This is a genomic window from Pantoea sp. E2023-21, assembly GCF_051302795.1.
GTDB classification, from domain to species: domain Bacteria; phylum Pseudomonadota; class Gammaproteobacteria; order Enterobacterales; family Enterobacteriaceae; genus Pantoea; species Pantoea ludwigii_A.
Genome location: NZ_CP195344.1, coordinates 1,049,234 through 1,062,968 on the forward strand (window position 1 = coordinate 1,049,234; position 13,735 = coordinate 1,062,968).

A 13,735-nucleotide genomic window follows, 5' to 3' on the forward strand; every position below is an offset into this window, starting at 1 on the left:
CACTCAGAGACGCGCACTATAGCATAGCGAATAAGAAGCGGCCTGGTCACGGTGTGCAGTCACCAGGCCGTAATCACCGGGCGTTCAGCGCGAAATAGCGTTCGGCATTGTTAAAGCAGATATCGCGCAGCATGCTGCCGAGCATCGGCTCATCATGCGGCACAATGCCCTCTTTTACCCACTGCGCCAGCAGATTGCACAGAATACGGCGGAAGTATTCGTGGCGCGTGTAGGAGAGGAAGCTGCGCGAATCGGTCAGCATGCCGACAAACTGGCTGAGTAAACCGATTTGCGACAGCTGCTCCAGCTGACGCAACATGCCGTCGCGCTGATCGTTGAACCACCAGCCAGAACCGAACTGCACTTTGCCGGCAAGGCCCGCGCCCTGGAAATTGCCTGCCATAGTGGCCAGCACTTCGTTATCGCGTGGATTAAGGCAGTAGAGGATGGTTTTCGGCAGTTGATCGTTGATGTCCATCGCATCCAGCAGGCGCGCCAGCGGCCAGGCAATAGGGTTATCGCCAATCGAATCAAACCCGCTATCTGGCCCAAGCTGGCGGAACATGCGTGTGCTGTTATTACGGATCGCGCCGATGTGCAGCTGCATCACCCAGCCGCGCCGCGCATATTCACTGCCAAGCCACACCAACACCGCGCTGCTGAACTGGGCGATTTCAGTTTCCTCCAGCAGATCGCCACGGCGACGTTTCGCCATAATCGTATCGAGCACGCTGTCGTCCGGCACCGGCGCAAAGCGCAGGGTTTCGATACCGTGATCCGATGCGCGACAACCGTGGGCAGAGAAGTGATCAAGGCGGCGCAACAGCGCGCGGCGTAACGCATCGAAGCTGTCGATGGCGACATCGGCCGCGGCTTCCAGACGAGCAAGATAGTCGACAAAACCCTCCAGCTCGATTTTGAAGATTTTGTCCGGACGCCAGCTCGGCGCGACATCAATATCAAAGCTGCTGTCAGCGGCGATTTGGCGGTGATAGTGCAGCGAATCAACCGGATCGTCGGTGGTCCCCACCATGCGCACCTTCATCTGGCGCATGATGCCGCGCGCAGAAAACGCCGGCGTCGCCAGCTGTTCCGCGCAGCGCTGCCAGATAGCAGGCGCGGTATCCGGGCCAAACAGCGTATCGGTGATGCCAAACGGCCGACGCAGTTCCAGGTGCGTCCAGTGATAGAGCGGGTTGCCGAGGGTTTTTGGCACCGTTTGCGCCCAGGCGAGATACTTGTCGTAGTCGCTGGTGTTCTTGCCGGTAATCAACGACTCATCCACGCCCGCGGCACGGAGGGCGCGCCATTTGTAGTGATCGCCCTCCAGCCAGATTTGGCCGAGGTTGGCGAAGCGACGGTCTTCAGCAATCTCCTGCGGATTGAGGTGACAGTGATAATCGTAGATCGGCATATCTGCGGCAAAGTCGTGGTACAAACGCCGCGCGATGTCGCTCTGCAGCAGAAAATCTTCATCCATAAAGCGCATTATTGAGCTTCCTGAGCAAAATAGGCGCGGTGAATCGCCAGTTCGACGCCGCGAATTTCAGCCAAACCTTTCAGTCGACCAATTGCCGAGTAGCCGGGATTGGTTTTTTTCTTCAGGTCATCCAGCATCTGGTGGCCGTGATCGGGGCGCATCGGAATCAAATCCTCCTGGCCTGCGGCTTTGCGCCGCTGCTCCTCTTCGGCAATCGCCTTGATCACTGCAAACATATCGACATCGCCACCCAAATGCGCGGCCTCGTGGAAGCTGTTTGGATTATCTTCCCGTTGAGTGGAACGCAGGTGCGCGAAGTAAATGCGCGGGCCGAAGCGCTTGACCATGCCGGCTAAATCATTCTGTGCCAGCACGCCGTACGAGCCGGTACACATAGTGAAACCGTTGGCAGGGCTGCTGACGGTATCGATCATCCACTGCAGATCGTCAGCGTTGGAAACAATGCGCGGCAGGCCAAGAATGGGGCGCGGCGGATCGTCCGGGTGCACCGCCATGCGCACGCCCACCTCTTCAGCAACCGCAACAATGGCGCGCAGGAAAGTGGCAAAATTTTCACGCAGCTCGGCTTTGCCAATGCCGTCATAGCGCGCCAGCTGGGCGCGGAACTGATCCAGCGTGTAACCTTCTTCAGCACCCGGCAAACCGGCGATGATGTTGCGCATCAGGCGGTTACGGTGCGCTTCACTCATGCTGGCAAAGCGTTCGGCGGCTTGGACAATTTCTTCCGTGGTGTAATCCTGCTCTGCACCGGGACGTTGCAGAATGTGCAGTTCAAACACCGCAAACTCAATCTGATCAAAGCGCAGCGCTTTGGCGCCATCCGGCAGCAGATACTCGAGATCGGTACGCGTCCAGTCGAGAATCGGCATGAAGTTGTAGCACACGGTTTTGATGCCGCACTGCGCCAGATTGCGTAGCGACTGCTGATAGTTGCTGATCCAGTGCTGACAGCGGCCGCTGCCGGTTTTGATCTCTTCATGAATCGGCACGCTTTCCACCACCGACCACACCAATCCTGCAGCTTCCACCAGCGCCTTGCGCTGCATGATTTCGTCTACTGTCCACACTTCGCCGTTGGGGATGTGATGCAGTGCGGTGACGATGCCGGTTGCGCCCGCCTGGCGCGCATCGGCAAGAGAGACGGGATCGTTGGGGCCATACCAGCGCCAGGTCTGCTTCATGTTGTTACCTCATTTAGAATGGGTTGACCAATATTTTTTGTCAGCGTGTTGCATCAAGCACTGATCACGCGATTAAGAGGCAAAACTCTGCTCTTTGTGGGGGCAAGTCAACCTGGTGAGTAATTTTGGTTAACCAGATCACAATTGCGAGATTAAGCTGGCGACCACTTTTGGCGACTGTGGTTCACTCCTGGCGGATGGTTAGAAATGACTCACTAATGGAGAACCCGATGAATCGCAGTTTAAATCCAGGGATAACTGCCGCAGGCACCAAGCGCACGTTGCGCAATTTACGCTGGTGGGTGTTGGTGCTGTTCTTAGCTGGCGTCACGGTCAACTACATCACCCGCAACTCATTGGGCTTGCTGGCCCCCGAGCTCAAAACCAGCCTCAACATCACTACCGAACAATATTCGTGGATCGTCGGCGCATTCCAGCTGGCTTATACCTTCTTCCAACCGATTTGTGGCTGGCTGATCGACGTCATCGGTCTAAAAGTCGGCTTCCTGATCTGCGCCACCGTTTGGGCTGTCGCCTGTTTGTGCCACGCTGGCGCGGCCAGCTGGGTGCATTTGGCTATCCTGCGTTTTGTCATGGGCGGCGCAGAAGCGGCGGCAACGCCCGCTAACGCCAAAGTGATTGGCGAATGGTTCCCGAAAAAAGAGCGTCCCATCGCCGCCGGTTGGGCGGGCGTGGGTTTCTCGCTTGGCGCGATGTTGGCACCGCCGATTATCTACTTTGCCCATGCTTCGTTTGGCTGGCAGGGCGCGTTTCTGTTTACCGGCTGCCTGGCGCTGGGCTGGGTGGTGCTGTGGTGGCTGCTGTATCGCGATCCCGAACAGCATCCCAATTTGCAGGCCTCAGAGCTGGAATTTATTCGTCAGGACAACGAGCCACCCGCGGTGAAACTGCCGTTCTTTACCGCGCTGAAAACCGTGTCGAAAAACAAACGTTTTTACGGTATCGCCATTCCCGCATTTATGGCCGAGCCCGCCTGGGGCGTGTTGAGTTTTTGGGTACCGCTTTATCTGGCTAAAGAGCTGGGTATGGATCTGAAACAGATCGCCATGTTCGCCTGGCTGCCGTTTCTCGCCGCAGATTTAGGCAGTGCGGCCAGCGGCTACCTGACGCGGCTCTACACCAAAATGTTTGGCTTCACCCAGGTCAATTCGGTGGTGGCGAGTTCGGTAACCGGCGCTTTCCTGATGCTGTCGTTAGCGCTGGTGGCGGTCACCAAAGATCCTTACGTCGCGATTGCGCTGATCTCAATTGGTGGTTTCGGTCATCAGATCATCTCCTGCATGCTGAGCGCGCTGGTGGTGGAGAAGTTTGATAAAGGCCAGATGGCCACCGTCAACGGTATGCGCGGCTCGTTCGCCTGGATCTCCAGCTTCCTGTTCTCACTGCTGATCGGTGTTACCGCCGACACCATTGGATTTAATCCGCTATTTGTCGCCATGGGCTTCTTCGACCTGATTGGCGCAGTATTCCTGATTGCTTTTATTGCTGAACGTCGCGCACAGCGCGCATGAAAAAGTAGGTAACGATGAAAACGTTAAAACATTGGTCATTAGCCGGTTCCGATGCGCACCATGTGGCGTTAACCGTCGATGGCAAACACACGCTGTGCCTGTATGTGCTGGATGCGGGCCTGTTCCGCGTGGTGATTAAACGTCAGGGCGCCTATAGCCTCGATCGCACCTGGAGCATCGCACCAGAAAGCGATGTGCCGTGGGAAGGGCGTCAGCGCGACAGCCTGGTGGGCTTCGCCTTGCCGTCGTTCACGCTGGAAGAGGAGGGTGATACGCTGGTGGTGGCCACCGATAAGCTGCGGGTGATTGTGCATCAGCCGCTGGCGCTGGAGTGGCAATATTGCGACAGCCACGGCGTATGGCAACTGCTGACCTGCGATCGTCCCACCAGCGCTTATCAAATTAACGCGCACGGCGATGGCGTGGCGCACTATCAGTGCCGCATGAATGACGATCGCTATTACGGACTGGGTGAAAAAAGCGGCGATTTGCAGCGTAACGGGCAACGCTATGAGATGCGCAACCTGGATGCGATGGGCTACAACGCGGCCTCCACCGATCCGCTGTATAAGCATGTGCCATTTACCATCACACGCCGCGACAACGTTAGTTTTGGTCTTTATTACGATAACCTCAGCAGCAGTTGGTTTGACCTGGGTAATGAGCTCGATAATTATCACCAGCCGTACCGCCGCTGGCAGGCCGAAAGCGGTGATATCGACTATTACCTGTTTGTCGGTAACAAGGTGCTGGATATCACCAAAGCCTTCGTGCGGCTGACCGGTAAAACGCTGTTCGGCCCGAAATGGAGTCTTGGTTACAGCGGGTCGACCATGCATTACACCGATGCGCCGGATGCGCAAAACCAGCTGATGAACTTCATTCGCCTGTGTGAAGAGCATGATATTCCGTGCGATTCGTTCCAGCTTTCATCCGGCTATACCTCAATTAACAACAAGCGTTACGTGTTCAACTGGAATTACGACAAAGTACCGCAGCCCGAAGTGATGAGTCAGGCATTTCACGACGCAGGCTTGCGCCTCGCCGCCAATATCAAACCGTGCTTGTTGCAGGATCATCCGCGTTACAACGAAGTGGCGGAGCAAGGTCTGTTCATTCGCGATTCTGAAGAGGATGCGCCGGAGCGTTCGGTGTTCTGGGATGACGAAGGGTCACATCTTGATTTTACCCATCCACAAGCTGTCGCCTGGTGGCAGGAAAATGTCACCAAACAGCTGCTGGAAAAGGGCATCGATTCCACCTGGAACGATAACAACGAATATGAAGTGTGGGATGGCGAAGCGCGCTGCCACGGTTTCGGCACGCCCATTGCCATCAAACACATTCGCCCAGTCATGCCACTGTTAATGATGCGCGCCTCAATGGAAGCGCAACAGCGTTTTGCGCCGGAGAAGCGGCCGTTCCTGATTTCACGTTCAGGTTGTGCCGGGATGCAGCGCTATGTGCAAACCTGGAGCGGCGATAACCGCACCAACTGGACCACGCTGCGTTACAACATCCGCATGGGATTGGGCATGAGCCTATCCGGCTTGTACAACGTGGGACATGATGTTGGCGGGTTCTCTGGCGATAAGCCAGACGCAGAACTGTTTGTGCGCTGGGTGCAGAACGGCGTGATGCATCCGCGTTTCACCATTCACTCCTGGAATGACGATCGCACCGTTAATGAGCCCTGGATGTATCCGGCGGCCACGCCAGCGATCCGCGCCGCCATTGAGCTACGTTATCGTCTGCTGCCTTATCTCTACACGCTGCTGTGGCAGGCGCATGCTGACGATGAGCCGATGCTGCGTCCCACCTTCCTCGATCATGAACAGGATGCGCAGACGTTTGCCGAGTGCGACGAGTTTATGTTGGGCCGCGATCTGCTGGTGGCCAGCGTGGTCGAGCCCGGTCAGCGCGCGCGTCGTCTGTGGCTGCCCGACAACCAAACCGGCTGGTATGATTTTGCCAGTCAGCAATGGTACAGCGGCGGTCAGTGGATCACACTGGATGCGCCATTGGAAACCCAGCCGATGCTGGTGCGCGCCGGTGCGGGCTTGCCGCTCAGCGAGCGCCTGCGCCATGTCGATACAGCGTCGGATGATTGTCGCACGCTGCACCTGTTCCCAATCAAAGGTAAGGGCGTCAGCAACGGCGTACTGTTTGAGGATGATGGCGAAAGTTGGGGTTACCAGCAGGGCAACGCGCTGTGGCTGAACTGGGAAATGCGCAGTGATGCGTCATCGATTCACCTTAACTTCCAGCGCAATGGCCGCTTCCAGCCGGCATGGCAAGCACTGAGGGTTACGCTGCCGCCGGGTGAACAGCGCCAACTATTTATTGATGGCGTAGCGGTCAATAACGCGCAGGCAGAAGCGGTGTTGGCAGAGATTGCAGCAGTGTAATGCTTATGATGGGTCGCCATACATGGCGTAATGCCGATCAGTTAAACCCCATATTAATCACCGCACATTCCGTAGCGGCGCGATTTATCGCGCAATAAATTGCGCCGCTACAAGGTGTGCGCCAGGTAGTTGGGGTTTTGTAGGGTGCGCATTCATGTGCACCATGAAAAAAGGTAACTAGATCAATCAATTAATCCTTTCGCCCGCGCCAACAAAAACGCAGTGACCGATGTCGCATCGCTGATCTTTCCTGCCAGGATCAGTTCAAGAAACGCAGCGAGGGTGATTTTCCTTGCAGTCAATCCCACTTCTTCTGCATCAAGCTTTTGCCCCTGATACGTTAACTCGCGCGCCAGATAAATGTGATAGCCCTGCGCGGAGTAGCCTTGCGCTAACTTTTGATAACCCACGTAACAGAGCTGCCCGGCAATCAGTCCGGTTTCTTCTAACAACTCGCCGGCGGCAAGATCTTCAGGCGCGGCATCGGGCACGAGCTCCCAGCTTCCCTGTGGCAGCTCGAGGGTACGTTCGCCAAGGGGATAACGGAATTGCTCCACCACATAAATGTGATCGTGCTCAACCGGCAAAATCACCACAAAATCACTCTTCTCAATCACCGAATAGATGCCTTCGCTGCCATCGGCACGCTGAATTTTATCCTCTTTCAAGGTCAACCAGCGGTTGCGGTAGATTTCTGTCGAAGCGAGCGTATGGATTTCAGGTTTCACTGGTGGCCTCCGTGATCGTAATGAATACGCCACTATAACCCCGTTCGCCGTACGCATTATCTGAATGTTCACGCGCGCGTTTGCATCGCCTGTTTCAAGGCATTCAGGAATACCGTGACACGGGTTGGCAGATGGCGGGCAGTGGGAAACAGCGCCCAGACGCCAAGCAACTGCGGTTGTGCATCTCGTAAGGCAATCTCACGCAGTTCACCCGCCGCTAACTCTTCCTGCACATCCCACGCCGAGAGTTGCGCGATGCCGCTGCCCGATACGCATAAGGTGCGTACGCCTTCCACATTGCTGCCGCTGAAACGGCCTTCAACGCTGACACTGGAAATATGATCGTCGATCATAAAACTCCATTGCGGCACGCCGGATAAACGCAGGCAGTTGTGCTGATGCAAATCGGCCAACATGTGTGGCGTGCCGCAGCGCGCTAAATAGTCTGGTGAGGCACACAGCACGCGTGGATTATCCGCCAGTCGCTGCGCCACTAAACGTGAGTCCCGCAGCGGTGCGATACGAATGGCAACATCGTAGCCGAGCCCAACAATATCGGTGACATTGTCGCTGAGCTGAAAATCGATCTTCAGTTCGGGATTTTCCGCCATTAGCGCGGGCAGCAAAGGAATAATGGTACGGCGACCAAAGCCTGAAGGCGCGGTGATGCGCAGCTGGCCGGTGGCGCCCTGTTTATCCGGCGAGAACAGATTGCGCGCGCTCTGTTCGGTCTCGGCCAGCGTTTTGGCGTAGGGCAGAAACTCTTCGCCTTCATCCGTCAAGGCGATGGCGCGGGTGGTGCGATGCAACAAACGCACGCCAAGATCTTCCTCCAGTGAAGCGAGCCGGCGCGATACCGTCATCGGCGTGGTGTTCATTCGCCGCGCCGCCTGCGTCAGGCTACGCGTCTGGGTGACCATCAGGAACACCTCAACATCCTTTGAATTCATTGTAACGATTTCCGTTATGCAGACGTATCATCATTGGCCATTTTTGGCCTCATAGTGACAGAATATACTGCGCTCTGTAGATAATCCGCATCCAGAGAGCAATATGAGTGATAAACATCTTTTTCAGTGCGGGACACTGAACCAGCTGGCGTTGAAGAATCGCATCATGGTGGCGCCGATGACGCGCATCTCCGCCAGTGTCGATGGGGTGCCGGGCGAGCGTATGCAGCAATACTATCAGCGCTTCGTGCGCGGCGGATTTGGCGCCATCATCACTGAAGGCATCTATATCGATGAAGCCTGGTCACAAACCTATGCGTTTCAGGCGGGTCTGATCAACGCCAAACAGCGTGCCGGATGGCGGGCGATCACCGATCGGGTGCATCAACGTGGTGGAAAAATCATTGCGCAGTTGATGCATGCCGGTGCGATTTCTCAGGGCAATATCTACCGACCGGATACGTTAGCGCCATCAGCGGTGCAGCCGCGTGGAGAACAATTGGGTTTCTATCACGGTCATGGTGCCTATCCGCTGCCACGTGAAATGGATGAAGAACAGATCCTGCAGGTGATCGACAACTTTGCGCAAACTGCTGCGCGGGCCGTCGACGAAGCGGGTTTTGATGGCATCGAAATTCACGGCGCAAACGGCTATCTGCTTGACCAGTTCTTTACCGATTACACCAACCAGCGCCGCGATCGCTGGGGCGGAGATATTGTTGCCCGGTTGTCTCTAACGCTGGAAGTCATCGCGGCGGTGCGCCAGCGCGTGGGTAAGGATGTTACCGTGGGCGTTCGCCTCTCGCAGGGCAAAGTGAATGATTTCCATCACAAATGGCGGGAAGGCGAAGCGGGCGCACGTCAGGTATTCGCCGCGATCGCTGAGGCCGGCGTGGATTATCTGCACCTGACAGAATATGACGCGCTGCAGCCCGCGTTTGCCGATTCGCCGCTGTCGCTGGTGCAAATTGCGCGTCAGACGGCACCCAATATGCCGATTATCGCCAATGGTGCATTAAGTGATGCCTGCACGGCGGCACAGGCGCTGGAGCAGGGCGCGGATTATGTCTCGATTGGCAAAAGTGCGCTGGCCAATCCCGACTGGCCGATGCGAATTCGTGAGGCTACGGAACTGCGCCCCTTTGATAAAAACCTGCTGGCGCCGTCTGCGGACGTAAAAAACTGCGAGTTGGTGTAAACCTCTTTAACGGGCGTGCAGTAGGCGCCCGTTTCATTTTCTCATGGGAAAGTTGTCCAACATTGTCCAACTTTCACCGATGCGCATGAGTATGATTCGCGTTTTCAACTACACCCCTAATTGAACATGCGTAAACCGACTTTTGCTCTTAAACCCCTTTCTGTTGCCTGCATGGCAATGCTGCTGCCCGCCACGGCGCTAGCCCTTGATGATGACAACACCGCTGAAACCATGGTGGTGACCGCTTCCGGTTTTGAACAGCGTCTGGAAGATGCACCGGCCTCGGTCACGGTGATCAACGGCGACGATCTGCGTAAGCGCTCGATTAATAATCTGGCCGATGCGGTGCGAGAGGTGGAAGGCGTGGCGGTGATCGGTGGTGCCAATGAAAGCGATATCTCGATTCGTGGCATGCCGGGCGATTACACCCTCATTCTGGTGGATGGCGTGCGCCAAAGCGGCCGCGATTCGCGCGTTAACGGCAACGGCGGTTATGAGCAGAGCTTCATTCCGCCTGCTTCGGCCATTGAACGTATTGAAGTGATCCGCGGGCCGATGTCATCGCTGTATGGCTCCGATGCGATTGGCGGCGTGATCAACATCATTACGCGTAAAGTCACGCCGCAGTGGAACGGCTCGCTGTCGTGGGATTATGCGGTGCGCCAGCACAAGGATCAGGGCAATGCCAGTAACAATCAGTTCTACCTGAATGGTCCGCTGATTGCCGATCGTCTCGGGTTACAGTTGTGGGGACGCTATCTGAATCGTCAGGGTGATGATGACGTGCAGAATACCAACGGCTATACCCAAGCCGATCATCGTGATATCACCGCACGCCTCGTGTTTACGCCAAACGCTCAGCACGACATTACGCTGGAAGGGGGCGTGAGCCGCCTGAAAAACGGCGAAGGTGAAAGCGCCAACTGGGCGACGCGTGAACAGAAGAATAATCGCGACCACTGGTCGCTGGCGCATGAAGGGCGCTGGGGATGGGCAACCTCGACGCTGGCATTTTCTCAGGAAGAGACCAGCCGCGAAGGGCTCGCCAGCCCGTCACAATCCGATGTCTATGGCCGCAAACCGACCATCAAAAACAGCGTATTGGATGCCAAGCTGGTGATGCCAACCGCCTATCACACGACTACCGCTGGCGCGCAGTGGCAGGAAAATACGCTGAAGGACTGGAATCAGGGCGACGGCACGCGCGTCAATCATCGCTATAGCGTGGTGCAGCGTGCGCTGTTCCTCGAAGATGAGTGGCGCATGCTGGAATCCTTCTCGCTGACGGGCGGCTTGCGTCTCGATAATCATGAGCAATATGGCAACCACTACAGCCCACGCATTTACGGCATCTGGTATGTCAGCGATGAATGGACGCTGAAAGGTGGCGTAGCGCGTGGTTTCAAAGCGCCGGAAATTCGTGCGGTGATCGAAGATTATGCGGTACTGCGCCGCAATCGCTTTGCGATGTTGGGTAATCCAAATCTCAAGCCGGAAACCAGCACCAACTATGAATTGTCGGCGATGTGGTCGAACCGCGACGATCTTTCGGCCAGCGCGACCTTTTTCTACAACGATTTTAAAGACAAGCTGTTGACCGTGACCACCGATCAGCTGTGGAACGGCTACATCATCATGGATCGCGTTAACATCGACAAAGCAGTAATCCGCGGCGTGGAGTTGACCGGTAGCTGGAAAATTACCTCGGATGTGTCGCTGAAAGGGAACTATACCTGGCTCGATTCCGAGCAGAAAAGTGGCAGCAATCGTGGCGCACCGCTGGCGTTGACGCCAAAACACAAAGCCAGCCTGCGCAGCGAATGGCATGTCACCGAAGCCACGCAGCTGTGGGCTGCCGCTAACTATTACGGCAAAGAGTACGGTACTAGCGTCACGGAAGACGCGGCGCCGGATTACCTTACTGCCGATCTCGGTATATCACATCAGTTGACGCACAACCTGACGTTGAACGGCGCCATCTACAATATCGGCGACAAACGACTGGATGATGAAACCTATGGTACGGTCAATTACGGCCGCACTTTCTGGGGTGGCGTGACGCTCAGCTTCTGATGCCATCCGGCAGCATAACGGTGACACATAATCCGGCCGGGGGACGATTCGCCAGCGTCAGTTCCCCGCCGTGCGCATGAATATTCGATTGTGCGATGGCTAATCCGAGGCCTAAACCGCCGCCCGCGGTATTCTCAGTGCGCGGTGTGTCGCAGAAACGTACAAAGGGTTCGCAGGCTTGCTCCAGCTGTTCAGCGGACAAGCCCGCGCCCTGATCCAGCACCTCAATTTGCACCCAGCCCGGCAGTTGCGTCAGCGTTAGCACGGCATCGCCGCCATACTGCAACGCGTTTTCAATCAGATTACTCAGCGCGCGTTTGATCGCCACCGGACGACACATCAGCTCAATATCCGGCTCACCTTGCCAGGTGACGGCTTTCCCCAGCAGCAGGTAACGGCGGGTTAAATCGGCCAGCATCTGACTGAGATTGCAGCGCTGCGGCAGCGCGTGTTGCACCTCCCCGCGAATAAAATGCAAGGTTTCATGCACCATGGCGCGCAGTTCATTCAGGCTTTCCAGCATGTCATCACGCGCATCACCCTCTGGCATCAACTCCACCTGCAAGCGTAATTCGGTGATCGGCGTGTTGAGGTCGTGGCTCATCGCGGCCAGCATGCGCGTGCGGCTATCCAGGTGACGCGCCAGCCTAAGCTGCATGAGATTAAAAGCCTGGGTTAATTCCCGCGATTCCTGCGGCCCGGTGATCGGCAACGTGGTGCGCCATTCGCCACGACTAATGGCATCGGCAGCGCTGGCTAAGCGCCGAATCGGTCTGACCACGCGATAGATAAAATAGAGGCTGAGCAGCAGCAATGGCACGCTCACGATAGGCAGGGAAAATGACAGTAGCTGCGTCCATTCATAAGCGGGCATAACCGATTGCACGCTATTAAAGTAGCGACCATCCGGCAGGGCAATGGTGACGCGCAGGCGCAACGGCTCATGGCGCGCCGCGCTAAAAATATGCCTGCGCGCCAGGCCGCCATCAGCACTTTCGAGTTGCAGGGTGACGTTGGCCGACGTGGTTAATTTTAACTGATTAACCAGTGAGTCACGCAGACGTTGCTCCTCATCGCGCAGCGCAATGTCCTGCACTTCCGGACGCTGCGCCAGCCAAAAACGGGCACCGTCCGCGCGCGTTAACGCAACGTTCTCTGCGCCCGCCAGGCTTTCGTGGTAGGCCAGCACCACGCGCTCGACGGCAATGTTGCGGGTAGAAGGCGTGAGTAAATTGCCCAGCAATTGCGTAGCGGCAACGGCAGCGAGATTGGCCAGCAGCAAAGCCACAATCATCAGCCCGGCAAGCTGGCTCATCATGCGCCTTGGCAATAGCGTGCTTAGCATGTGATCGGTTGCACCGTTTGTACCTCAGCGGTGAAGCGATAGCCTTCGCCCCACACCGTATCCAGCAGCACGCAGCCGGGCAGAACCTGCTCCAGTTTGATTCGCAGGCGGCTCACTTGACGATCGATGGCACGATCAAACACCTCGTTGCCCGGCGTGACGCAGCGATCCATCAACGCTTCCCGACTCAACACCTGATACGGATCGGCGAGAAAGGCCGACAGCAGTTTGGCTTCCATGGTGCTGAGGCGAACGCTTTGCTGCTGTTGATTGCTTACCCGACGCGAGGCGGGATTGAATATCAGCGTGGAAAAGTGAACGGGTTGCACCGCAGGGGACGTTTTTTCACTCGTCAGATTAGGCCGGCGATCGGCACGTCGCAGCACCGTGTGTATCCGCGCCAGCAACTCACGCGGTTCAAAAGGTTTAATCACGTAATCATCGGCGCCCAGTTCAAGGCCCGTCACGCGATCATCCAGAGCATCACGCGCGGTTAACAGGATCACCGGCGTTTTATAATGGCGTTGAATTTGCTGACAGAGTTGCATGCCGTCGCCGTCGGGCAGCATCACATCCAGCACAATCAGATCGAACGTCGCGGTGCGTAGCAGCGTCCAAAGTGAGGCGGCATCCTCTGCGGTTACCACAGAAAAGTGCTGACGACGCAAGTAAGTGGCAAGCGGTTCACGGATTTTGCGGTGATCGTCAACCACCAAAATTTTTATTGGTGCTGGCGTAGCGTTCATTGGGATGTTCCAGAGAAAAGCGCGCCCAGGCGGCAAAGAGCCGTAGCTTAATTGAGAATGCTTTTCATCTGCA

The 13,735-nt window shown here is 56.4% G+C and carries 10 protein-coding genes; 4 read left to right on the forward strand and 6 right to left on the reverse strand.

Going from position 1 to position 13,735, the window contains the following annotated elements; translation table 11 throughout:
• Nucleotides 1-73 precede the first annotated feature (73 nt).
• Together uxaC and uxuA are read right to left on the reverse strand one after the other, a co-directional pair.
• Nucleotides 74-1,492 (reverse strand): glucuronate isomerase, encoded by a 1,419-nt coding sequence (uxaC, locus tag ACRQ84_RS05050; protein ID WP_483817886.1) that lies wholly within the window; start codon nt 1,490-1,492, stop codon nt 74-76.
• The gene (uxuA, locus tag ACRQ84_RS05055) at nt 1,489-2,682 is read right to left on the reverse strand and encodes a mannonate dehydratase (RefSeq protein ID WP_483817335.1); all 1,194 of its coding nucleotides are present in this window, start codon (nt 2,680-2,682) and stop codon (nt 1,489-1,491) included. The genes uxaC and uxuA overlap by 4 nt, the downstream gene beginning before the upstream one ends.
• Before the next feature lie 230 nt (nt 2,683-2,912).
• On the opposite strand from uxuA, the gene ACRQ84_RS05060 reads away from it, so the two are divergent.
• Both ACRQ84_RS05060 and ACRQ84_RS05065 read left to right on the forward strand, forming a co-directional pair.
• Nucleotides 2,913-4,214 (forward strand): MFS transporter, encoded by a 1,302-nt coding sequence (locus ACRQ84_RS05060; RefSeq protein ID WP_064741157.1) that lies wholly within the window; start codon nt 2,913-2,915, stop codon nt 4,212-4,214.
• A gap of 14 nt (nt 4,215-4,228) precedes the next feature.
• Entirely contained in the window at nt 4,229-6,622 is a 2,394-nt protein-coding gene (locus tag ACRQ84_RS05065; RefSeq protein ID WP_483817336.1) for a glycoside hydrolase family 31 protein, read from the forward strand.
• Between the two features lie 182 nt (nt 6,623-6,804).
• On the opposite strand, the gene ACRQ84_RS05070 is transcribed toward ACRQ84_RS05065, so the two are convergent.
• On the reverse strand, nt 6,805-7,350 hold the full coding sequence (locus ACRQ84_RS05070) for an NUDIX hydrolase (RefSeq protein WP_483817337.1): 546 nt from the start codon (nt 7,348-7,350) through the stop codon (nt 6,805-6,807).
• Between the two features lie 68 nt (nt 7,351-7,418).
• Nucleotides 7,419-8,300 (reverse strand): LysR family transcriptional regulator, encoded by an 882-nt coding sequence (locus ACRQ84_RS05075; protein ID WP_483817338.1) that lies wholly within the window; start codon nt 8,298-8,300, stop codon nt 7,419-7,421.
• Between the two features lie 103 nt (nt 8,301-8,403).
• On the opposite strand from ACRQ84_RS05075, the gene ACRQ84_RS05080 reads away from it, so the two are divergent.
• Both ACRQ84_RS05080 and ACRQ84_RS05085 read left to right on the forward strand, forming a co-directional pair.
• Entirely contained in the window at nt 8,404-9,498 is a 1,095-nt protein-coding gene (locus tag ACRQ84_RS05080) for an oxidoreductase (protein ID WP_483817339.1), read from the forward strand.
• A 126-nt stretch (nt 9,499-9,624) separates the two neighbouring features.
• The gene (locus ACRQ84_RS05085) at nt 9,625-11,571 is read left to right on the forward strand and encodes a TonB-dependent receptor domain-containing protein (protein ID WP_483817340.1); all 1,947 of its coding nucleotides are present in this window, start codon (nt 9,625-9,627) and stop codon (nt 11,569-11,571) included.
• Here ACRQ84_RS05085 and ACRQ84_RS05090 read toward each other — a convergent pair.
• Nucleotides 11,561-12,889, reverse strand: coding sequence for an ATP-binding protein (locus tag ACRQ84_RS05090; RefSeq protein ID WP_483817341.1), 1,329 nt, complete (start codon nt 12,887-12,889; stop codon nt 11,561-11,563). The two genes, ACRQ84_RS05085 and ACRQ84_RS05090, sit on opposite strands and share 11 nt — an antisense overlap.
• 20 nt (nt 12,890-12,909) lie before the next feature.
• The gene (locus ACRQ84_RS05095; RefSeq protein ID WP_483817342.1) at nt 12,910-13,662 is read right to left on the reverse strand and encodes a response regulator transcription factor; all 753 of its coding nucleotides are present in this window, start codon (nt 13,660-13,662) and stop codon (nt 12,910-12,912) included.
• Nucleotides 13,663-13,735 lie beyond the last annotated feature (73 nt).